The sequence below is a fragment of the Novosphingobium umbonatum genome (genome assembly GCF_004005905.1).
Taxonomy (GTDB): domain Bacteria; phylum Pseudomonadota; class Alphaproteobacteria; order Sphingomonadales; family Sphingomonadaceae; genus Novosphingobium; species Novosphingobium umbonatum.
The window spans coordinates 96,165-117,376 of the sequence record NZ_SACO01000010.1 but is presented as its reverse complement, the minus strand read 5'-3'; the positions used below and the strand labels follow the sequence as shown (position 1 = coordinate 117,376).

Below are 21,212 nucleotides of genomic sequence, written 5' to 3'. Positions count from 1 at the left end.
GAACTCCGACCCGCTGCCCCGCCAAACCTCGGAGCCGCCACGGAGGGCGGTCGTGGACCCCACTGAAGCAATCGGCCAAGTATTAGGCCTCTTGAAATTTACCCGCACTGGACCAGCTCCGCTTTTTGATGCACTCGAAGCTGGCTCCATTGCTGCACAAGCGGAATGCGCCCCCGATCCGACAGGGATTGATATTCTGGATGCCGCTGTCAGCCCCACCGCACTGTGGTGGAACGACTATAAGGCCGCAGACAGCGGGGGGCTGTGCGCTCCAACCGGATGGGCGATTTGGCTCAATACTCACGTCTTAGCGCCGCAGGCAGATTTAATCGCAATCGCAGACAGTTGCCTTGAAGTGGAACGTCTCGCATTTAGCAAGTCGCAGACCAAAGGCAGACAAAATCTCAGCTGGTCTGACCTTGAAGCGGTTGCGTGGATTGCATCGCGCGACCCTGAATTTGTCCTATCAGTGCGCGCCTTCGCACAACAACCCAGCGATGCCCGAGCGGCTGGACGCGCGGCTGGCCTGCGCTATCTGCGCCACCACATAGCTGTGCGACACTGCCAATGCCGCGCAGAAAAGCCACTCAGGCCGATAGGGGCGGACGGCGCTTGCTCTTGCCTGCCGACCACTTGGGAACGCCTGATAATCGCCATACAGGCCGGCTTAAAAGGGGAAGCTTTGGATGGCACGGCAAGCCGCACTATCCGCCCAGAAGACCTTCTTTTTGCGAGATTTTTCAACTTCGGCTTTGAAATACATGCCGCTTTGACCTTAGCCGACGAAGGCATCTTCTTTTCTGCCGATGCCGTAAAGCTGCTAACCACCAATGGCGATGATCAAATACCTATAGCGGAGACGCGTGCACCTTCGGTTAAGCTGGCCAGACCTCCTGCGAATGACGCAATCCTAAAAAAAGCAGATGAGATGCATAAAAGAGGGATGAAGGGGCGCGACATCGCATCACGCATGCGGTTCGAGAATGGATTTGAGAACACTCCCACCACGCTTGTTAGAGAACTGATCAAGGGGCGGTATCGGAGCGGAAGGAAAGGCGCATGTTAAGGCGCATATGCGCCTTTTGATGCGCCTTTCTTTATACCACAAATAAATCTCCGCCATCGCCCGCCGAGCTTCGCAGCCTGCGGTTTCCCGATGGTTTGGAGACCTCAATTGGAAACTGCCACCCAAAACGACGCCGCACCCTTGGCGTATGACATCGCCACCGCTGCGCGCATTTCCAGCATTGGCCAGACCAAGCTTTTCGAGTTGATCGCTTCTGGCCGCCTTTCCACCAGCAAAATCGGGCGCCGTCGCTTGATCCACGCCGACAGCCTCCACCAGTTAGTCAAGGAAGGCTGCTAAACCATGAAACGCAAAACCCCCGCCGCGCTGGGCGGCAGGGGCGTGGAACGGCTGGGCAGCATTTCCAACGCCCCCTTTATCCTCGGCGCTTATCGCGCGCAACTGGTTGCGAACCGTTACGCCACTTGCATTGAGGCCGCCGCGATTGTGGCGGCCCTTGCATTTCAGGGAGGCACGCATGCCTGACAATCAGATGGTGACGCCGGAGGCCGCCGAACTCCTCACCCTGATGCTGGAAGAGACCCGCCTCCCTGACAATTGGGAGGTAAGCGAGTTCTGGCTGGCCCACGCCCAGATGCTAGCACAGTTCATGGCGGATTATCGCGCCAAGATCGCGTTTGGCGACGCGGCAATGCTGCTTGGTCTGGGCGGCATGTTGGTGGCGCAAGCCCAGCGCGAGCGCGAGGCCTGCGCTGCGGCTGGCACCTTCCTTCGTAGTGATGGAGGGAATGCTCATGACTAACGGCAAAGCACCCCCGCCGGATATGAACGGCACCACCCTTCGCTCCATCGCCTATCGCTTGATCCATGAGGCGGGTGAACGCGGTATGACGGCGCTCGAAGTGGTCGCGACTTCCGGCCATGAGCGTTGGGGCATTCAACCACGCCTGAGCGAACTGGTCTCCGCCAAAGCCATCGTTAACAGCGGCAAGACGCGCACCAACCCATCCGGTCGTCAAGCCATCGTTTGGGTCGCTCCGGATTACGCAGAGGACTACGACGCATCGCCCTTTGGTGACATTGCGGCGCGTGTCGTCGTAGAACTTGGGCAGCAGCTTGGCTTCACACTCGATGAGGAGCCCAGCCATGGTTAATCCCCTGAGCGCCACCCCTTCACTCGCCAACTTGGAAGCCGAGGCCGTACTTCTGGGCGGCCTTCTGATTGATAACCGCCAGATCGAGGCCGTTGGGGATCGACTCGCCGCACCTGACTTTTACGAACCGCTGCACGGGCGCATTTTCGAAGCTATCACCCGCGAGAGCGCATTCGGGCATACCGTGTCCCCGATCACCCTTCGCCCCTATTTCGAAGGCGATCCTGCCATGCAATCGCTGGGCGGGCTGTCTTACCTTGCGCGCCTCACCTCCGACGGGCAGGGCCTATATTCCTTACCCACGCTGGTCCAGCAGATTGCCGACCTCTCCCGCCGCCGCAAACTGCACGCCGCGCTTGCTACCGCTGCCGAAGCTTGCGCAGATATGGAGCAGGCACTGCCTGATATTGTCGCCAATGCCGACGCAGCGCTGACCCTGCCCGACGCCAGCCGCGAGGCCCGCGAACTTACAGCCCAAGAGGCGCTGTTCGAAATGCGCCAGAATGCAAAGGCTTCGAGTGTCGGTATAATCTGCGGCTCAATCCCCAACGCGGACGCTACTCTGGGCAGCCTGCGCGCTGGCCAGCTAATTGTGATTGCAGCCCGCCCCGCGATGGGCAAAACCGCCTTTGCGCTTTCTTATGCCACTGGCGCAGCGAAGCAGGGCAATGGCGTGCTGTTTGTGTCGCTGGAAATGTCCGCTGAAGATCTTGCCGAACGGCTGGCAAGCGACCTGTCGTATGGCGCGGATGGTCGCGACGCATTGCCCTACTCTGTGGTACGTTCTGGCCGCCTCAACGACCGCCAGCGCTGCCGACTGGCGGAAATTGACCACGAGGCCAGCCGCTTACCCCTTTATGTCACCGACCCTGCACACATGCGCATCGGACAGCTGGATCGCTGTATTCGCCGTTTTTCCCGCCGCATGGCCGCAAACGATCAGCGCCTTGATCTGGTGATTGTCGATTATCTCCAGTTGCTCCAGCCCGACACCAAAGGGCGCAGCGAATATGAGGCCATCAGCGAAGTGAGCCGTATGCTCAAGGCGCTCGCCAAGCGTCATGGCGTTGCCATCATGGCGCTGGCCCAGCTCTCTCGCGAGGTGGAGAAGCGTCCCGACAAGCGCCCACAATTGGCCGATCTGCGAGGCTCTGGCCAGATTGAGCAGGACGCCGACATTATCGCCTTCCTCCTGCGGCAGGAATACTATCTCAGGCAGGCAGAACCCGATCTAGGCACGTCTGAGCGTCTGGCGTGGGAAGAGGCCCTTGATGCCGTTTCCGGCCTCTTGGAGCTTATTGTGGCGAAGAAGCGCGCCGGAGTGACCGGTTCGGCCTTCTGTCGCTTTGAGGGCGCATTTCAGGCCGTGCGAGGTGCCGCATGACCGGTTGGGTCCGTTTGTGGCACGATATGCCCACAGATCCGAAGTGGCGCACCATCGCCCGCAAGTCCGGCCAACGCATCGGAGACGTGATCGCCGTCTTCACGTTTCTGATGGTCGCCGCCAGTTCCAATGAAAGCGCACGCGGCACAATCGCAGGATTTGACCCTGAGGACGTAGCGGGTGCACTCGACCTCGACACTGCGGATATAGAAGCAATCGTGAAGGCAATGCAGGGGAAGGTGCTTGACGGAGATCGCCTAGCAAATTGGGATAAGCGCCAGCCGAAACGTGAGGACGCAACGGCAGCGAAACGAAAAGCCGAATGGAAGGAGCGGCAGGGTAAAGCAGCGGAACGCGCGGGAACGCATCAGAACGCACTGGAACACGAGGGAACGGCAGATACAGATACAGATACAGATACAGATACCTCTGGCGCGCCGAACACGCTCGGAGATGCAGCATCAGCGACCTTGAAGAAGGAATATGCGTTCAAGGGGAATTACATCCGTCTGACGGCGCCCGATCTGGAACGCTGGACAAAGGCCTATCATGCGATCCCCGACATTCGCGCTGAACTGACAAGCCTCGATACGTGGCTGCACAACCAGTCCGAAGCCAAACGCCGGAGTTGGTTCCAATTGGCTAGCAGTTGCTTGAACCGCAAACATCAGGAGGTGCTGGCCAGCCGAGCGGCAGGCGTGGCTGGATCGCCAAGTTCGATGGTTGATGCCGTCTTGAAGCAGAAGCGCCAACGTCAGGTATCAGAAAGAGAACTGGCCGCGCCCTAGGGATCACCATAAGCCGCAACGGCTAGGCCGTAGACTCATAAACTCTGAGCCACAGGCGCATTGATGCGAGTTGGACCATGGCGAGGAAGTTTTCGGCCAACTTGTCATAGCGCGTTGCCACGCGGCGGAAGTGCTTCAGCTTAGAAAAGAAGCGCTCAATCAGGTTCCGCTCACGATAGAGCCACGTGCTGAAATAGGGCTTCGAACGCCGGTTGGCTTTGGGCGGGATATTGGCGAAAGCGCCTTTCTCGCGGAGGGATGCTCGAATGCGATCGGCATCATAGGCCTTGTCGGCCAGCACGATTGTTCCTGCGCCGACATGGGCGAGCAACTCATCGGCAGCTTGACCATCATGGCTTTGCCCAGCGGTCAGGCTCAGCCGGATCGGTAGGCCTTGCCCATCGACGACCGCGTGGATTTTGGTGGTGAGCCCGCCTCGAGAACGACCGAGACAATAATCTCGATCCCCCTTTTTGCCGTCGCGGCCTGCTGGTGGACGCGAACGGACGTGCTGTCGATCATCTGGATGTCGCCGTCGTGGGCGGCGGTGATCGCGTCCATCATCCGGTCCCACACGTCCGCTTTCCGCCAACGCACGAAGCGATTGTAGCAGGTGGTGCGCGGCCCATATCGCTCCGGCAGGTCCGCCATGGAGCTCCAGATCGCAGAACCCAGAAGATGCCATTCAGCACGCGGCGGTCGTCGACACGCGGCACGCCTCGCGGCTTGTTAGGCAAAAGCGGTTCGATCACACGCCACTCGAAGTCGGTCAGATCATATCGGCTCATACCACCGCCGAATCAGAGTTTGGCGCGGCAGGGAAGCGATCAGTTGGCATTCGATCGAAATGCGGACATGCGGACGAACTCAGCGTGGCGCAGCAAATTTCACGTCAGCCCGAAACTTCTCGCGGGGAGGTGTTATAGTGCAGACGGCATCTGACGGTGTAGCGGCGCCGTCCGTTCGCACCGAAAAATACCAATGCCCGTTTTGTCGATCAAAGGCCTCTTGGGTTGCCATTGGGAGTCCATGAACGCCACGGCCCCACCGCAGAAATATTATCCGATTGCCGTCGTCAGAAGCGATCTCATTTGGCCCACCGAACTGGCTGTCCACATAGTAAGTAAGCAAATCTAGGTTCACATCTGTGACCCACATAGCGATCGGCGGCAGCGGCACTTTTTGGCTCTTGCAGATGAGCGTGAACCGTCTTGGGTTATGTGCCTCGCTAGGCGGAGCACAGCACGCGCTGGAGCTGCCTAGTGCAGAGGCCAAAAGGCAGATTGATAGGGCGTACCTCATTTTCCTCCGTCGCTATCGCACGGATTTAGCCTGTCCGTGCTTGAGATGAAACGACTTCCTTCCAATCAGCTGCGGGCATTCCCGTTTATGGGTTCACGACCTAGATTGCTGTCATGTTCTGTCATCTTTTGTCACAGTCATGAGCAATACCGTTGCGGCTGGCCGCTGGTGCACTGCCTTAGCAGGAAGACATGATCGCTAACGATGATAAGGCTATCAAACTTTTACCGGCGTTGGTCTAACTCGATGTGGGCAACCATTCTCTGAACAGTCTCCCCAGAGCAAAGCGCTATGGATTGCCGCATACCAGTTTGAGGGGAGTGGGAGCGCATTACGGCGCCCACCAATTCACCTCACCCTCCTCGATATTATCCGTCACACCTACAAAATCGACTCGCGCTTTATTCGGCAAAACCCATCGAGCATGGATCGAGGGAAACGATGCGTTGAAGGCATTGTGAACTTGTTCGACCTTGATGACCTTGGGCTGACCATACCTCAATTTCAAGGCTTTCAAGACATCCTCTTGCCCAGCAACCCCACTTGTTCTCGCACTCGCGTGCATTGGTTTGCCATCGGCACCAAGATCAACCCAGATATTCCGCGTTAGGTATTTGGGGGGTGTCCGCAAATCGAAGGTAATCATGCCATCGAGTTTGTTGGCACAGATCTTTTCAGGCGGTGTGTCGGGGCTTTCGCACAAGGGGTAGGTCCCAATACGGTCCATGCTGACGCTGAAAAATGATTGCCAAAGCTGCGGGCCTTGTCCCGATGCCGGTGCGGCTGCGAGCAATGCGAGAAAAATCATGGTAGCCCCCCTTAGCTAGAGCCATCTAGTTATGCCTTGCATAACGCAAAGCGCAAGCTACCTGATATTTACGCCTAGCTTCGCTTAGCGTCGCGGCCAAGCGCGTTTCGATGTGGGATTTAATGTTGGGAAGGCACGTAGCCCCATCTTCCAACAAGCTGTTTTTGCAGGATATTTTCGAAATAAATGGAGGCCCGAGCCGGAATCGAACCGGCGTGCACGGATTTGCAATCCGCTGCGTCACCACTCCGCCATCGGGCCATCCTGCGGTGAGGCGCTGCCACTAGACCAGAGCAAAGCGGTTGGCAAGCCTTGAATCGTCAACACAGCATCAACCTTGGGGCAAGCCTCGGAGAAGCTTGCCAAGTTGGGGCCATAGGCGCAAAACCGAAGAGGAATTTGCCGATGCATGGCGATCGGGCGTTGACGCGGCCCGCCTCCATTTTGTAAGCAATGCAAACAAAATGGCCGAGCATGACGCGTTCCGATTCAGCATCGGCCAGACAGGAGAGAGACGATGTTCACCCATTGCTATCTGGGCACCAATGATATTGACGCCTCGCGGGCCTTTTACGGTGCCGTACTGGGCACGCTGGGTTATGAGGCGCTGGCGCTGCCCCATGGCACCCTGTTCCGTTCCGATGAAGGCGCTCTGATTGTCGCCCGCCCCGCCAATGGCGAAGCCACCACGCCCTCCAACGGCTTCACCCTCGGTTTCAAGGCCAAGTCCTATGACGAAGTGAACGCGTTCCACGCCGCCGCGCTGGCCCATGGCGGCACGTGTGAAGGCACGCCCGGCGTGCGCCCCAATTCGCCCGGTGCGCAATATGGCGCCTATGTGCGCGATACCGATGGTAACAAGATCTGCGCCTATGCGCCCAACGCGGGCTAACCCCCATGCCTGACCTCTCCGCTATCCTGTCGCGTCATATGGGCGTTGAAGGGCCATTGCTGCCGATTTTGCATGACGTGCAGGCGGCGTTTGGCTGTGTTTCGGCGCAGGCGCAGGAGGCGATTGCGCAGGCGCTCAACCTGAGCCGGGCCGAGGTGCATGGGGTGGTCAGCTTTTACCACGATTTCACCGAACAGCCCGACCCGCGCCCCTGTATCCAGCTGTGCCGCGCAGAGGCCTGTCAGGCGCGGGGCGTAGAAGCTCTGGTGGCGCAGGCCGAACAATTGGCCGGGAACACCATCCGCATCCAGACCGTTTATTGCCTTGGACTATGCAGCGTGGGTCCGGCGGCACGGGTGGTGAACGGGCTTGTAGGTGAACAGCTACAAGCCCGCCTGGATGCCGACAAGCTGGCACAAATGGTGGCCTCTCTATGACCTCCCCTCGCAACATCCGGATTTCCGACGATAGCCTCGCCCTTGCCTTGGGGGCCGATGCCTTGGCCAAGGCCTTTGCCGAAGCCGGTTGCGTGGTGGAACGGACCAGCAGCTGGGGCATGCATTGGCTCGAACCCTTGGTCGAGGTGGACGGGATCGGCTATGGCCCCGCCACGCTCGGCGATGTGGCGGCCATTCTGGATGGCAGCAGCGCGCTCAACATTGGCCCCGTCGCAGAACATCCCTTTATCAAGCCCCAGCAACGCCTGACCTTTGCCCGCGCTGGCAAGACCCGCCCCTTGAGCCTGCCCGATTACGAGGCCAGCGGCGGCTGGGCTGGCCTGCGCCGTGCGCAAGGCATGAGCGGCGATCAGGTGATCGAGGAGGTCACGCAATCGGGCCTGCGCGGGCGCGGGGGCGCGGGCTTTCCGGCGGGCATCAAATGGCGCACCGTGGCCAACGCGCAGGCAACGCGCAAATATGTCGTCTGCAACGCCGATGAAGGCGATAGTGGCACCTTTGCCGACCGGATGTTGATGGAGGGCGATCCCTTCCAGCTCATCGAAGGTCTGGCGATTGCCGCCCATGCGGTGGGGGCGCAGACCGCCTATATCTACACCCGCAGCGAATATCCCCATGCCATTGCCAAGCTGCGCGCGGCGATCGAACTGGCCGCCGACATCATCGCACCTTTGCATATGGAGGTCCGCGAGGGCGCGGGCGCCTATGTCTGCGGCGAGGAAACCGCGCTGCTCAATTCCATCGAGGGCAAGCGCGGCGTGGTGCGCGCCAAGCCGCCTTTGCCCGCGCTGGAGGGCCTGTTCGGCTGCCCCACGGTGGTCAACAATGTGCTGACCATCGCCGCGATCCCGCACATCCTGTCCGAAGGCGGGGCGGCGGAATATGCCGCCCTTGGCGTGGACCGCAGCCTTGGCACCAAGCCGATCCAGCTGGCGGGCAATATCAAGCATGGCGGGCTTTACGAAACCGCTTTTGGCATTTCGCTGCATGATCTGGTCTATACGATTGGCGGCGGCACAGCGAGCGGCAGGCCGGTGAAGGCGGTGCAGGTGGGCGGGCCTTTGGGCGCCTATTTAACGCCCGAACAATTCGACATTCCCTTTGACTATGAAGCCTATGCCCGCGCCGATGCGCTGATCGGCCATGGCGGGGTGGTGGTATGGGATGACACGGCCGACATGGGCGCATTGGCCCGTTTTGCGATGGAATTTTGCGCGGCGGAAAGCTGCGGCAAATGCACGCCCTGCCGCCTTGGCAGCACGCGCGGGGTGGAGCTGATCGATGCCTTACGCGAAGGGCGCAGCGGCGTGGATAAGGTCAGCGCCCTGCCCCAGATGCATAATGCCCGCAAAAGCCCCCGCCAGCGCGAGGAGGACATCGCGCTGCTGGAAGACCTGTGCGAGACGATGAAATTCGGCTCGCTCTGTGCGCTTGGCGGCTTTGCGCCCTATCCGGTGCTGTCTGCGCTGAAGCATTGGCCGGAGGACTTCTCATGATCCTCGGCGCGGTGCTGGCAGGCGGGCGCTCCTCGCGCTTTGGCTCGGACAAGGCGCTGGCGCTGCTCGATGGCGTGCCCCTGATCGAGCGCGCGATTGCCACTTTGGCCCGCCAATGCCGCGCGGTGGTGGTGGTCGGGCGAGAGGAAGCTTCGGTGCCCTGCCTGCCCGACTGGCCCGCGCCCGGTATGGGGCCGCTGGGCGGGCTGGCCGCAGCTTTGCATTTCGCCCGCGAACGCGGCTTTACGCAAGTGCTCAGCCTGCCGGTGGATGGCTTGGTGGGCGAAGGGCTGCTGGGTCAACTTTACCCCGGCCCGTCCTATGTCGCCAGCCAACCGGTGATCGGCCTGTGGCCGGTGGAAATCTGCCGCACAATCGAGGTGCTGCTGCGCGGGGATGGCCGCCATTCTTTGCGCGCTCTGGCGCAGGCTTGCGGGGCGCGGGCGGTGGAACTGGCCCAGCCCCCCGCCAATATCAACACGCCGCAAGATCTGGCCGCCTTGGAACATCATGGGAGATTGCCGCTGTGACCTATCAGCCCCAGCCCGATTTCGGCACGCCCGCCAAGACTGGCCCCGATGTCACGCTGACCATTGATGGCCGCGCCGTTACCGTGCCCGCGGGCACCAGCGTGATGCGCGCCGCTGCGGAAATCGGCGGCGCCATCCCCAAGCTCTGCGCCACCGACAGCGTGGAGGCCTTTGGCTCGTGCCGGATGTGTCTGGTGGAGATCGATGGCGCGCGGGGGCTTCCCGCATCCTGCACCACGCCGGTGGCGGCGGGCATGGTGGTCAAAACCCAGACGCCAAGGCTGGAGAAAATCCGGCGCGGGGTGATGGAGCTGTATATCTCCGACCACCCGCTCGATTGCCTGACCTGCGCGGCCAATAATGATTGCGAATTGCAGGACACCGCCGCGCAAGTGGGCCTGCGCGATGTGCGCTATGGCTATGATGGCGCCAACCATCTGGGGCAGGTGCCCGATGTTTCGAACCCCTATTTCAGCTTTGCGCTCGACAAATGCATCACCTGCTCGCGCTGCGTGCGGGCTTGTGAAGAGGTGCAGGGCACTTTCGCGCTGACGATCGAGGGGCGCGGGTTTGCTTCCAAAGTCTCGGCAGGCGCGGCGGGGGATGATTTCCTCTCCAGCGAATGCGTGTCCTGCGGGGCCTGTGTGCAGGCCTGCCCGACGGCGGCCTTGACCGAAAAATCGGTGAAGGAAATCGGCAAGCCCGAGCGCGCGGTGATCACCACTTGCGCCTATTGCGGCGTGGGCTGCACCTTCCGCGCCGAGATGCGCGGCAACCAATTGGTGCGCATGGTGCCGTGGAAGGATGGCAAGGCCAATCGCGGGCATAGCTGCGTCAAGGGCCGCTTTGCATGGGGCTATGCCAACCATGCCGACCGCATCACCAAGCCGATGATCCGCGAGAAGATCACCGACCCTTGGCGCGAAGTATCTTGGGAGGAAGCGATCAGCTTTGCCGCCGCGCGCCTGCAGAAGATCAAAGCCGAATATGGCGCGCGGGCCTTGGGCGGGATTACCTCGAGCCGCTGCACCAATGAGGAAGCCTTTCTGGTGCAGAAACTGGTGCGCGGCGGCTTTGGCTCGAACAATGTCGATACTTGCGCGCGGGTCTGCCATTCGCCCACCGGCTATGGCCTGTCCAAAACCTTTGGCACCAGCGCGGGCACGCAGGATTTTGACAGTGTAGAGGACAGCGACGTCATCCTGCTGATCGGGGCCAACCCCACCGATGGGCATCCGGTGTTTGCTAGTCGCATGAAGAAGCGGCTGAGGCAGGGCGCCAAGCTGATCGTGATTGACCCGCGCCGGATCGATCTGGTGCGCAGCCCGCATGTCGAGGCGGCCCATCACCTTGCCCTGCAACCGGGCACCAATGTGGCGGTTTTGACCGCGCTGGCCCATGTGGTGGTGAGTGAGGGGCTGGCCGACGAGGCGTTCATCGCCGAGCGTTGCGATTGGGATGAGTATCAGGATTGGGCGCGCTTTGTCTCCGATGCGCGGCACAGCCCCGAGGCTTTGGAGCCGGTGACGCGGGTTCCGGCGGGCGATCTGCGCGCGGCAGCGCGGTTGTTTGCGACTGGCGGGAACGGGGCCATTTACTACGGCCTTGGCGTGACAGAACATGCGCAAGGCTCCTCCACCGTGATGGCAATTGCCAATCTGGCGATGGCCACCGGCAATATCGGGCGGCGCGGCGTGGGGGTGAACCCCTTGCGCGGGCAGAACAATGTGCAGGGCGCCTGCGATATGGGCAGCTTCCCGCATGAGCTGTCGGGCTATCGCCATATTTCCGATGCAGCCACGCGAGCGCTGTTCGAGGCGGAATGGGGCGTGGCGCTGGACAGCGAGCCGGGCCTGCGCATTCCCAATATGCTGGATGCGGCGGTGGATGGCTCTTTCCGCGCGATCTATATTCAGGGCGAGGATATTCTGCAGTCCGACCCCAACACCCATCATGTGGCCGCTGGTCTGGCCGCGATGGACTGCGTGATCGTGCATGATCTGTTTTTGAACGAGACCGCCAATTACGCCCATGTCTTCCTGCCGGGCAGCACTTTCCTTGAGAAAACCGGCACTTTCACCAATGCAGAGCGGCGCATCCAGATGGTGCGGCGGGTGATGGATCCAGCCAACGGATACGAGGATTGGCAGGTCACGCAATTGCTGGCCAAGGCCATCGGTCTGGGCTGGGACTATGGCGATTCATCCCAGATCATGGACGAGATCGCGCGCCTGACGCCCAGCTTTGCGGGCGTGTCCCATGCCAGGCTGGAGGCCGAAGGGGGCCTGCAATGGCCGGTGAACGAGGCCGCGCCCGAGGGCAGCCCGATCATGCATGTCGATGGCTTTGTGCGCGGAAAAGGCAAATTCATGGTGACGGATTACATCCCCACCGACGAACGCACCGGCCCCCGCTATCCTTTGCTGCTAACCACGGGGCGCATCCTGAGCCAATATAATGTCGGCGCGCAAACCCGCCGCACCGCCAATGTGGTGTGGCATGAGGAAGACGTGCTGGAGATCCATCCGGTGGACGCGGAAAATCGCGGGCTGAGCAGCGGGGATTGGGTGCGTCTGGCCAGTCGCGCGGGGGAAACCTCGCTGCGGGCTCTGGTGACTGATCGCGTGGCGCCGGGCGTGGTCTATACCACCTTCCACCACCCCACTACGCAGGCCAATGTGGTAACCACCGACAACAGCGATTGGGCCACCAATTGCCCCGAATATAAAGTCACCGCCGTGCAGGTCAGCGCCAGCAATGGCCCCAGCGACTGGCAGCGCGACTATGAGGCGCAGGCGCAACACGCGCGCCGGATCGAGGCGGCAGAATGAACCACGACAACCTGATCCGTATGGCCAACCAGATCGCCGCCAACCTTGCCGCACAGGGTGAGGCGGCGGCGGTTGAACAAACCGCCCAGCACATCCGCCTCTATTGGGACCCGCGCATGAAGGCCGCCTTGCGCGAGATCGACATGCAAGACCTATCGCCGATTGCGAAGGAGGCGGCGGCACAGGTTTTGGATCGCAAAACTTCTTAAATTAGCCAATATGGCCTTCCCATATCCCGCCATTTCGCCTGCCGCGCCAAATGGGCAAAAAAAGCCCGGCAAGTGCCGGGCCTTGGAAGTTTGGGAGAGGATGCCTGAAAGGCCTGTCCCGTTTATGCGCAGACTCGGAAAGCGGCAAGAGCTATTTCTCAACACAATCCTAATGGGCTATAATTTCTTGCCACAAAAGCCATATTGGCAATATTTCGGAATAGCACGATCAATTTAACCAAATTGGACAAATGACATCGCCGGTCACCCGGCCATCTTTAACCACTCAGCGGACAATGGCTCCGCGCCCGCCCCCGCAAAAACACGCTACCCAAAGGAAAAGCCGCCCGACTCCCTCATCAGGAACCGGACGGCTTGACCAAATTCACCACGGCTATGCCATCATTTGGCGGCGGGCGTGTTCACCCCCATGCTGGTCAGGTAACGCTTGATGTTGCGCGCAGCCTGACGCAGGCGCTGTTCGTTCTCGACCATGGCGATGCGGACGAAACCTTCGCCATCCTCGCCATAGCCAACGCCCGGCGCGACAGCCACTTCGGCCTGGGTCAGCAATTGCTTGGAAAATTCCAGACTGCCCATATGCGCCAGCGCGGGCGGCAAAGGCGCCCATGCGAACATCGACGCCTTGGGGCTGGGGATTTCCCAACCGGCGCGGCCAAAGGCCTCGACCATCACATCACGGCGCTTTTGATAAAGGTTGCGGTTCATCTCCACAATGTCCTGCGGGCCGTTGAGCGCCGCACAGGCTGCAGCCTGAATCGGGGTGAAAGCGCCATAGTCCAGATAGGACTTCACGCGGGTCAGCGCCGCGATCAGTTGACGGTTACCCACCGCGAAGCCCACGCGCCAGCCAGCCATGCTGAAAGTCTTGGACATGGAGGTGAATTCCACCGCCACATCCTTGGCACCGGGCACTTCCAGAATGGAGCGCGTCGGGTTGCCGTCGAAATACAGCTCGGAATAGGCAAGGTCGGACAGGATCCACACCTTGTTCTCCTTCGCCCAAGCCACCAGTCGCTCGTAAAAGGCCAGATCGACCGTTTCGGCGGTGGGGTTCGACGGATAATTGACGATCAGCACCGAGGGACGCGGCACCGAATATTTCATCGCACGGTCCAGCGACTCCCAATAACGCTCATCCGGCGTGGTGGGCACCGAGCGGATGGTGGCGCCGGCAATGATAAAGCCGAAAGTGTGGATCGGATAGGAAGGGTTGGGCGCCAGCACCACATCGCCAGGCGCGGTGATCGCGGTCGCCAGACTGGCCAGACCTTCCTTGGACCCCATGGTCATCACCACTTCGGTCTCGGGGTCCAGTTCCACGTTAAAGCGGCGGCCATAATAATTGGCCTGTGCCTTGCGGATGCCGGGGATGCCCTTGGATGCGGAATAGCCATGCGCGTCGGGCTTCATCGCCACTTCGCACAGCTTTTCGATCACATGGGCGGGCGGCGGCAGATCGGGATTGCCCATGCCAAGGTCGATAATATCGCGTCCGGCCGCTCGCGCCGCGGCTCGCATCGCATTGACTTCAGCGATGACATAGGGCGGCAGGCGCTTCATGCGGTAAAATTCTTCGGACATCGTATCAGACCTCAACAGGCTCCCTGAAGGTGAAAAAACGGGTGAATTGCCCATGGAAACGGGGCCGAATCCGGCCAAACCGCCCCAATATGGGCAAGGCTTTGCCCCATGCGCCTTTTTCCCCCGAAACGCGAGACCAAGGGGCAAAAAAATTTGCGCCGGAGCGGGGACAATGATTGCAAAAGTTGCTTGCTGGCAGCCCCTTGGCAAAGCATTCTACACAAACGGCAATCATGACCGACGGACGCAGGATTTCGGCGTTCCGGACTAGAGCTGCGCATAAAACCAGACGGGATGGACGATACATGGTGCAAGCGACGCAAGATATTGGCGAGAAAACAATCACCGATCCTTTGACCACTCTGCTCACCCTTCCCTTCCAGATTGGCCAGCAGGTGCTGGAACAAATGGTTCCCGCCTCGCCCGCCGCCACACCTTTGCCGCTGGCCGAGGCCGAAGAGGCGCTGCAATGGGGCGAGACCGCCGCCAGACTTCAGCAATTATGGATCGACTTCAATCTCGAACAGGCCAACAAGGCCCTGTCTGGCAACCAGTTCCTGACCGAGATGCAGCAACGCGCAGCGATGACCCCCGCCATGATCGAGATGATCGAGGGATGGACCAAGCAGATCCCGATGGTGCGCCCCGACAATCAGGAAAAGCTGATCGCTGACGGCATGGCCTTGTGGGAAAGCGTGCTGGCGCAATGGGGGCTGAACGTCGCCGCGCCGGACAAGGCCAAGGACATCACCCTGCCCCGCAGCGACCGCCGCTTTGCCGATCCGGCATGGCGCGACAATCCCTATTTCGCGCTGGTGCATCAAACCTATTTGCTGTTTGCCGAACAGGCTACCGCCATGGCCGACAAGGTCGAAGGGCTGGATCCTGCCCGCAAGGAGCAATTGCGCTTCATGACCCGCACCATGGTCGAGGCGCTCAGCCCTGACCATTTCCCGCTGACCAATCCCCTCGTGATGGAAAAGGCGATCGAGACGCGGGGCGAAAGTCTGGTCAAGGGGATGGAACATCTGCTGACCGATATGAAGCAGGGCCAGTTGAGCCATGCCGCCCCCGGCGCTTTCACCGTGGGCGAGAATATTGCCGTCACGCCGGGCAAGGTGATCCACCGCGCCCCCCTGTTCGAGATCATCCAATATTCGCCGACCACCGAAAAGGTGGATGTGGTGCCGCTGCTGATCTTCCCGCCATGGATCAACCGCTTCTATATTCTGGATCTCAACCCGAAAAAGAGCTTTGTGCAATGGGCGGTGGCACAGGGGCTGACCGTCTTCATGGTCAGCTGGAAATCGGCCGACCCGCAGGACGAGGCGGTCGACTGGTCGAAGGTGGTGTGGGACGATTATATCTCGGCGCAGGTGGAGGCGATCGAGGTGGTCCGCGAAAGGCTCAAAGTGCCTGCGGTGCATACGATCGGCTATTGCGTGGCGGGCACCACATTGGCGGCAACGCTAGCCATTCTGGCGCGGCGGGGTGAGGCGGATAAGGTGGCCAGCGCCACCTTCTTCACCGCGCAGGTCGATTTTGAAAAGGCGGGCGAGCTCAAGAATTTCATCGATGACCAGCAATTGGCCGCCATGGCCGCGCTGGCCAACAATGGGGTGATGGACGGGCGCTATCTGGCCGCGACGTTCAACCTGCTGCGGGGCAATGACCTGATCTGGAACTATGTCACCAACAATTACCTGATGGGTTCCGATTATCCCGCCTTTGACCTGCTGTTCTGGAATGGCGACACCACCAACCTGCCCGCCACATGGCATGGCGCCTATTTGCGCGATCTTTACCGCGACAATCTGTTGGTGGTGCCGGACCGGCTCTCGGCCTGCGGAACGCCGATTGACCTGAAACAGATCGTCACGCCCTGCTATATTCAGGCTGGCCGCGAGGACCATATCGCCCCGCCCGAAAGCGTGTTTCGCCTGACCAAGCAATTGCCCAAAGCCGCGCACCAGTTCATTCTGGCCGGATCGGGTCATATCGCCGGTGTGGTGAACCCGCCCGCGGCCAAGAAATACCAATATTGGACCTGCGAGGGTGATACCGACACGCTGGAAGCTTTTGTCGAGCAGGCCAAGGAAACCCCCGGTAGCTGGTGGCCGCATTGGCTGGACTGGTTGCGGTCGATTTCCGCCGAACAGGTGGCAGCCAAGGGCAAGCGTGTGCCCGGCGGGCGGGGTGACAAGGTGCTGGACAATGCGCCTGGCCTCTATGTGCGTCTGCGATAGGGCAATGTGACGCAGGGGGAAGATGACAGTTTTGTGCAAGTGCGAAATGACCCATCTTCCCCATGCGGAAAGAAATTGTCGGACAAGAAAATTGACTCAGATCAAACTGGCAATTTTCGGCAGATTTTAGGGGTTTATACGAGGAATTTTCACAGCCTGCCGCCGCAAAATTTTCATTTGCTGCATCGCACAAATTGCTTGACCGATCTTGGGTTCTCGGCCACATAGACAGCATAACGCAGACGCGAAGAACCGACTCGAAAACGGGATCCGGGGAAAGCGCCAAACTGCTACGCAGGAACCCATCGTGATGAGCAAGCCACCCGTTTCCAAGGTTGCCGCGAAGTCCACCCCCAACAAGGCAGCGGCCAAGCCTTTTGCCAAATCGGCCCCGCCCAAGCCTGAGCCCTCTGCGGTAGCGGCCAAGGCACCTGCCGAGGCGCCCAAGCCGGTCGCCGCCCCTGCGGTCAAGCCTCCGATGGCCAGCCCCGCGCCGGCAGCAAAGACACCTGTTGCGGCCAAGAAGGCAGAGCCGGCACCGGCTCCCGCCGCCAAGCCCGCCCAAACCGTCATCCCCGCCACCACCCAAGAGGTAAAGCCGATGACCGAGGTCAAGACGAGTTCCAGCGAAACAGTAGCCACACCGGCTGCGGCGTCTGTTGAAGCGCCCGCCGCGGCAACCCCCGCTCCGGCCGCAGAGGATTATCTGATCACTTCGGCCCCCGCTCCATCGGTCGAGGCGCCCGCCGCCGAAGCCGAGGTTCTTCCCCCCGAAGCCGCCCAGACCGAAACCCCCAAGGCCCGTCGTTGGGCTGCCATCTTTACCGAGGAGTTCAGCATGTCCACCTTCCCGACCTTCGATTTCGCCGCCCCCTTCCAGAGCATGTTCGCCGATTTCCAGGAAAAGTCGAAGGCTGCCTATGAAAAGAGCACGGCTGCGATGGGTGACTATTCCGAATTCGCCAAGGGCAACGTCGAAGCCATGGTCGAAGCCAGCAAGATCTTCGCCACCGGCCTGCAGGAACTGACCTCGACTTTCGTCGCCGACAGCCGCGCCGGTTTCGAAACCCTGACCGCCGAAGTCAAGGAACTGGCCGCTGCCAAGTCGCCCACCGACTTCCTGAAGCTGCAGAACGATCTGGCCAAGAAGCATTTTGACGAAGCCGTTGCCGCTGCTTCGAAGAGCTCGGAAGCGCTGGTCAAGCTGTCGACTGAAGCTGCCAAGCCGATCACCACGCGCGTCAGCCTCGCTGTGGAAAAGATCAAGACCGCTGCCTGATCTGGCGCGGGCCATCCGGCCATAAAGGCAGGTTGGCACAAAAAGAAACAGACGGGCGGAATCCAGGCGATTTCGCCCGTCTTTTCTTGTGTTCGGGGCGATAAAACACCGGTTTGGGTTGCATGCGACACCAAAGCGGGACATTAGTATCAAAATTGGTAGGATAAGCTTGTCCTGATGGCATGATTCGCGGTAATAAAAGCGCGATGTCGAATCCTGCCCCCCTTCCTTCTGCCCTTGATGGCCAACCCCCTCGCAACGTCCTGCGCCAAATCCGCGCGGGCGATGATGATCATGGCGGCCGTGACGAAGGCCATGGCGGACAGGTCGGCCTGGCCACCCGCACGCGGGCCAAACCGAAAAAGCCGAGCCAGTTCAAAGTTCTGCTGCTGAACGATGATTACACGCCGATGGAATTCGTCGTGATGGTGCTCAAGCGCTTTTTCAACATGGATCTGGAACAGGCCACGCGGGTGATGCTGCATGTGCATCAACGCGGCGTGGGTGTTTGCGGCGTGTTCCCCTATGAAATCGCCGAGACCAAGGTCAATCAGGTGATGGATTGCGCGCGTCAGAACCAGCATCCGCTGCAATGCACGCTGGAAAAAGCCTGAGCTTTTCCCCTTAACACAGCATCACCACGCAAGCCGCCCCTTGCGCCATGCGGGCTGGCGGCCTAGTGCGCTGAAACAGCCTGCTGTTGCCTGTGGCCCAGCGCCCAACCAGCGCTAAAGCCGCAGCACCGGCCCTAGCTAAGCGGTGCCGCCTCGACATGAAAATCTTCACAGCGGTTGACCGCTACATCTTCCGTCTGGTGCTGATGCCGATGCTGGCGGTGTTTGTCATCGCGGCATCGTTGCTGGTGCTGGACAAGATGCTGCGTCTGTTCGAATTCGTCTCGACCGAAGGCGGGCCGGTCAGCGTCGTGTTCAAGATGCTGCTCAATCTGATGCCCGAATATGCCAGTCTGGCCATTCCGCTCGGCCTATTGCTGGGCATTTTGCTGGCCTTCCGCAAATTGGCCACCAGCAGCGAGTTGGACGTGATGCGCGCGGTGGGGCTGAGCTATACCCGCCTGCTGCGCGTGCCTTTCATGATGGCGATCGGGCTTGCGGGGCTGAACCTGCTGATCGTGGGCTATGTGCAGCCCATGTCGCGTTACTATTATGAACAGATGGAATTTGAACTGCGCACCGGCGCGCTGGGCGCCTCGATCAAAGTGGGCGAGTTCAACACGCTGAAGGACCGTATGTCGCTGCGCATCGAAAAGAGCCGCGACGAGGGCCGCGAGCTGGTGGGCATTTTCGCCCGCGTCAGCGAGGCCAATGGCGAGGTGCTCTCGATCAGCGCGCGCAAGGGGCGTTTTCTGGCGCTTCAGGAAAATCCCGATACGGTGATCCTGCGCCTCACCGATGGCCAGATCGTACAAAGCCCCAAGGGCCTTTCACCCCGCGTCCTGTCTTTCAGCCAGCATGACCTGCCGATCGACCTGCCCGCTCTGGAAAAATTCCGCAAACGCGGCGGGCGAGAACGCGAATATGTGCTGCCCGAATTGCTCAGCATCGGCTGGAGCAAGGATGCCAGCGCGCAGGAACGCAATGTCGTGCTGGCCAGCCTGAATTACCGCATGGCCGAAGTGGTGATGATCCTGCTGCTGCCCATGCTGGCCGTCGCGCTGGCGGTGCCGCCCAAGCGCTCCACCTCATCTTTGGGGGTCTTCGTCTCCATCGTGATGGTGGTGGCCTATCACAAGGTCAATGAATATGGCCAATCGGTGGCCGAGCTGGGCCGGATCGATCCGGCCATCGCGCTATGGGGGCCGTTCGCGCTGTTTGCCGCGCTGATCTTCTGGATGTATTGGACGATTGCCTATGTGCCCGGTGGCCAGCCGATTGGCGCGCTGGAGCGCTTCGCGGGCAATCTGGGTAAACGCATCACCAAGCTGCTCGACCGCCGAGCTGCGCCCAAGGGGCATGGCGCATGATGGACCTCTTCCCCAGCCGCACGCTGACGCTTTACCTGTCGCGCCTGTTTGTCAGCCGCATTTTCGGCGTGCTGATCATGCTGGTGCTGATCCTGCAAGTGCTCGACCTATTGTCCGAATCCGGCGCCATTCTGGCCCAGCCGGGCAATGGGCAGGCGCAGATCCTGCATTATGTCACCTTGCGCATGCCGCAATTGGTGGCTCGCTTCCTGCCCTATTCGGTGCTGCTGGCCACGCTTTTCACCTTCTTCCCGCTGAACCAGAACAGCGAGGTAATCGCCATGCGCGCGGCAGGCCTGTCCGCGCATCAGATTCTGGCCCCCATGCTGGCCACCGCGCTGGTAGTCTCGGGCGTCAGCTTTGCCTTTAACGAAATGGTGGTCACCCGCGCCACCGCGCAATTGAAGGCTTGGCAGAATGTGCAATTCGGCGCCCTGCCCGATGGGGACGAGCCGCGCAGCAATGTCTATGTCGCCGACCATCATGACATTCTGGCCGCCGACACACTGAGCGGCAATGGTCAGGCGATCGTGTTGCAAGGCGTGACCTGGTATGAGCGCGATGCCCATGGCATGATCACCGCCCGCACCATCGCCCCGCGCGCCACTTTTGCTGCGCCGGGTTGGCGTCTGGAACAGGCCGAACGGTTTGATGTCGCCAAGGCCCAGTCGACCACATCACCGGCTCTGGTGGTGGCCAAGGATATTACCCCCGCCCAACTGGACATTACCCAAGCCGATGCCGACCGCATGACGCTGGGCCAATTGAGCCGCACCATCACCGCGCTCAAATCCGGTGGCCGCCGCACCGCCGAGCTGGAGGGCAAATGGTGGCATAAATTCTCCGGCCCCCTTTCCTCGCTGCTGATGCCCTTGCTGGGGTCGGTAGCCGCGTTTGGCCTTGCGCGTTCGGGGCATTTGTTCATCCGCGCCGTTGTGGGCATGGCGCTAGGCTTTGCCTATTTCGTGGTAGACAATCTCAGCCTCGCAGTGGGCAATTTCGGTGGCTATCCCCCGCTGGTGGCGGCATGGGCGCCTTTTGTCCTGTTCGCGCTGGTGGGCGAAATGGTGCTGGTCCGCACCGAGGAATAGCGCCGATCAAGTCCATTGGCACAAATCGCCCCACCCGTCGCATTGGAGCCTGATTGGGGCCGGTGTGCCCCATTTGCGCCGCAATGCCATGGTCTAGGCAAGCCATCCGGACGACAGGCAGCAAGGCC

General features: G+C 60.6%; 20 protein-coding genes, 1 tRNA gene and 1 pseudogene. 18 read left to right on the top strand and 4 right to left on the bottom strand.

Annotated elements, in window-relative coordinates:
* Positions 1–52 precede the first annotated feature (52 nt).
* The 7 genes from EOE18_RS13175 to EOE18_RS13145 all read left to right on the top strand — a co-directional run bounded on the left by EOE18_RS13175 (position 53) and on the right by EOE18_RS13145 (position 4,353).
* On the top strand, positions 53–1,066 hold the full coding sequence (locus EOE18_RS13175) for a hypothetical protein (protein ID WP_127710258.1): 1,014 nt from the start codon (positions 53–55) through the stop codon (positions 1,064–1,066).
* A gap of 108 nt (positions 1,067–1,174) precedes the next feature.
* On the top strand, positions 1,175–1,366 hold the full coding sequence (locus tag EOE18_RS13170) for a helix-turn-helix domain-containing protein (RefSeq protein ID WP_246027442.1): 192 nt from the start codon (positions 1,175–1,177) through the stop codon (positions 1,364–1,366).
* A 3-nt stretch (positions 1,367–1,369) separates the two neighbouring features.
* Positions 1,370–1,552, top strand: a complete 183-nt coding sequence (locus EOE18_RS13165; RefSeq protein ID WP_127710256.1) for a hypothetical protein — start codon at positions 1,370–1,372, stop codon at positions 1,550–1,552.
* Positions 1,545–1,829 carry a hypothetical protein gene (locus tag EOE18_RS13160; protein ID WP_127710254.1) on the top strand — a complete coding sequence of 95 codons (285 nt, stop codon included), beginning with the start codon at positions 1,545–1,547 and terminating at the stop codon, positions 1,827–1,829. Before EOE18_RS13165 ends, EOE18_RS13160 begins: the two co-directional genes overlap by 8 nt.
* On the top strand, positions 1,822–2,181 hold the full coding sequence (locus EOE18_RS13155) for a hypothetical protein (protein WP_127710252.1): 360 nt from the start codon (positions 1,822–1,824) through the stop codon (positions 2,179–2,181). The genes EOE18_RS13160 and EOE18_RS13155 overlap by 8 nt, the downstream gene beginning before the upstream one ends.
* Entirely contained in the window at positions 2,174–3,565 is a 1,392-nt protein-coding gene (locus tag EOE18_RS13150; RefSeq protein ID WP_164852751.1) for a replicative DNA helicase, read from the top strand. The genes EOE18_RS13155 and EOE18_RS13150 overlap by 8 nt, the downstream gene beginning before the upstream one ends.
* Positions 3,562–4,353 carry a hypothetical protein gene (locus EOE18_RS13145; protein ID WP_127710248.1) on the top strand — a complete coding sequence of 264 codons (792 nt, stop codon included), beginning with the start codon at positions 3,562–3,564 and terminating at the stop codon, positions 4,351–4,353. The genes EOE18_RS13150 and EOE18_RS13145 overlap by 4 nt, the downstream gene beginning before the upstream one ends.
* Positions 4,354–4,375: 22 nt before the next feature.
* On the opposite strand, the pseudogene EOE18_RS13140 reads toward EOE18_RS13145, so the two are convergent.
* From EOE18_RS13140 to EOE18_RS13130, 3 genes and pseudogenes are all read right to left on the bottom strand, one after another.
* Positions 4,376–5,141: pseudogene (locus tag EOE18_RS13140) on the bottom strand (IS5 family transposase).
* Between the two features lie 845 nt (positions 5,142–5,986).
* Positions 5,987–6,463: a hypothetical protein gene (locus tag EOE18_RS13135; RefSeq protein WP_127710246.1), complete on the bottom strand. Its 477-nt coding sequence runs from the start codon at positions 6,461–6,463 to the stop codon at positions 5,987–5,989.
* A gap of 187 nt (positions 6,464–6,650) precedes the next feature.
* Positions 6,651–6,724: transfer RNA gene (locus EOE18_RS13130), tRNA-Cys, on the bottom strand.
* Between the two features lie 256 nt (positions 6,725–6,980).
* Between EOE18_RS13130 and EOE18_RS13125 the strand changes: the two genes are divergently transcribed.
* The 6 genes from EOE18_RS13125 to EOE18_RS13100 are packed head-to-tail and all read left to right on the top strand — an operon-like array spanning position 6,981 to position 12,879.
* Positions 6,981–7,355 carry a VOC family protein gene (locus EOE18_RS13125; protein ID WP_127710244.1) on the top strand — a complete coding sequence of 125 codons (375 nt, stop codon included), beginning with the start codon at positions 6,981–6,983 and terminating at the stop codon, positions 7,353–7,355.
* 5 nt (positions 7,356–7,360) lie between these two features.
* The gene (locus EOE18_RS13120) at positions 7,361–7,792 is read left to right on the top strand and encodes an NAD(P)H-dependent oxidoreductase subunit E (protein ID WP_127710242.1); all 432 of its coding nucleotides are present in this window, start codon (positions 7,361–7,363) and stop codon (positions 7,790–7,792) included.
* Positions 7,789–9,309 carry an NADH-ubiquinone oxidoreductase-F iron-sulfur binding region domain-containing protein gene (locus EOE18_RS13115; protein ID WP_127710240.1) on the top strand — a complete coding sequence of 507 codons (1,521 nt, stop codon included), beginning with the start codon at positions 7,789–7,791 and terminating at the stop codon, positions 9,307–9,309. Before EOE18_RS13120 ends, EOE18_RS13115 begins: the two co-directional genes overlap by 4 nt.
* The gene (mobA, locus tag EOE18_RS13110) at positions 9,306–9,839 is read left to right on the top strand and encodes a molybdenum cofactor guanylyltransferase (protein WP_127710238.1); all 534 of its coding nucleotides are present in this window, start codon (positions 9,306–9,308) and stop codon (positions 9,837–9,839) included. Before EOE18_RS13115 ends, mobA begins: the two co-directional genes overlap by 4 nt.
* Positions 9,836–12,670, top strand: a complete 2,835-nt coding sequence (gene fdhF, locus EOE18_RS13105) for a formate dehydrogenase subunit alpha (RefSeq protein ID WP_127710236.1) — start codon at positions 9,836–9,838, stop codon at positions 12,668–12,670. Before mobA ends, fdhF begins: the two co-directional genes overlap by 4 nt.
* Positions 12,667–12,879, top strand: coding sequence for a formate dehydrogenase subunit delta (locus tag EOE18_RS13100; protein ID WP_246027441.1), 213 nt, complete (start codon positions 12,667–12,669; stop codon positions 12,877–12,879). Before fdhF ends, EOE18_RS13100 begins: the two co-directional genes overlap by 4 nt.
* Before the next feature lie 402 nt (positions 12,880–13,281).
* On the opposite strand, the gene EOE18_RS13095 is transcribed toward EOE18_RS13100, so the two are convergent.
* Positions 13,282–14,484 carry an LL-diaminopimelate aminotransferase gene (locus tag EOE18_RS13095; protein ID WP_127710234.1) on the bottom strand — a complete coding sequence of 401 codons (1,203 nt, stop codon included), beginning with the start codon at positions 14,482–14,484 and terminating at the stop codon, positions 13,282–13,284.
* Positions 14,485–14,789: 305 nt separating this feature from the next.
* Here EOE18_RS13095 and EOE18_RS13090 point away from each other — a divergent pair, with 305 nt between their 5' ends.
* The 5 genes from EOE18_RS13090 (at position 14,790) to lptG (ending at position 21,084) form a co-directional block, all read left to right on the top strand.
* Positions 14,790–16,730: a PHA/PHB synthase family protein gene (locus EOE18_RS13090; protein WP_425464296.1), complete on the top strand. Its 1,941-nt coding sequence runs from the start codon at positions 14,790–14,792 to the stop codon at positions 16,728–16,730.
* A 310-nt stretch (positions 16,731–17,040) separates the two neighbouring features.
* Positions 17,041–18,009, top strand: a complete 969-nt coding sequence (locus EOE18_RS18630) for a phasin family protein (RefSeq protein WP_220446010.1) — start codon at positions 17,041–17,043, stop codon at positions 18,007–18,009.
* A 272-nt stretch (positions 18,010–18,281) separates the two neighbouring features.
* Complete coding sequence (clpS, locus tag EOE18_RS13080) at positions 18,282–18,623, top strand: ATP-dependent Clp protease adapter ClpS (RefSeq protein WP_127710320.1); 342 nt, start codon at positions 18,282–18,284, stop codon at positions 18,621–18,623.
* A gap of 158 nt (positions 18,624–18,781) precedes the next feature.
* Positions 18,782–19,993 (top strand): LPS export ABC transporter permease LptF, encoded by a 1,212-nt coding sequence (lptF, locus tag EOE18_RS13075; protein WP_127710230.1) that lies wholly within the window; start codon positions 18,782–18,784, stop codon positions 19,991–19,993.
* Positions 19,990–21,084: an LPS export ABC transporter permease LptG gene (lptG, locus tag EOE18_RS13070; RefSeq protein ID WP_127710228.1), complete on the top strand. Its 1,095-nt coding sequence runs from the start codon at positions 19,990–19,992 to the stop codon at positions 21,082–21,084. Before lptF ends, lptG begins: the two co-directional genes overlap by 4 nt.
* Positions 21,085–21,212: the final 128 nt, after the last annotated feature.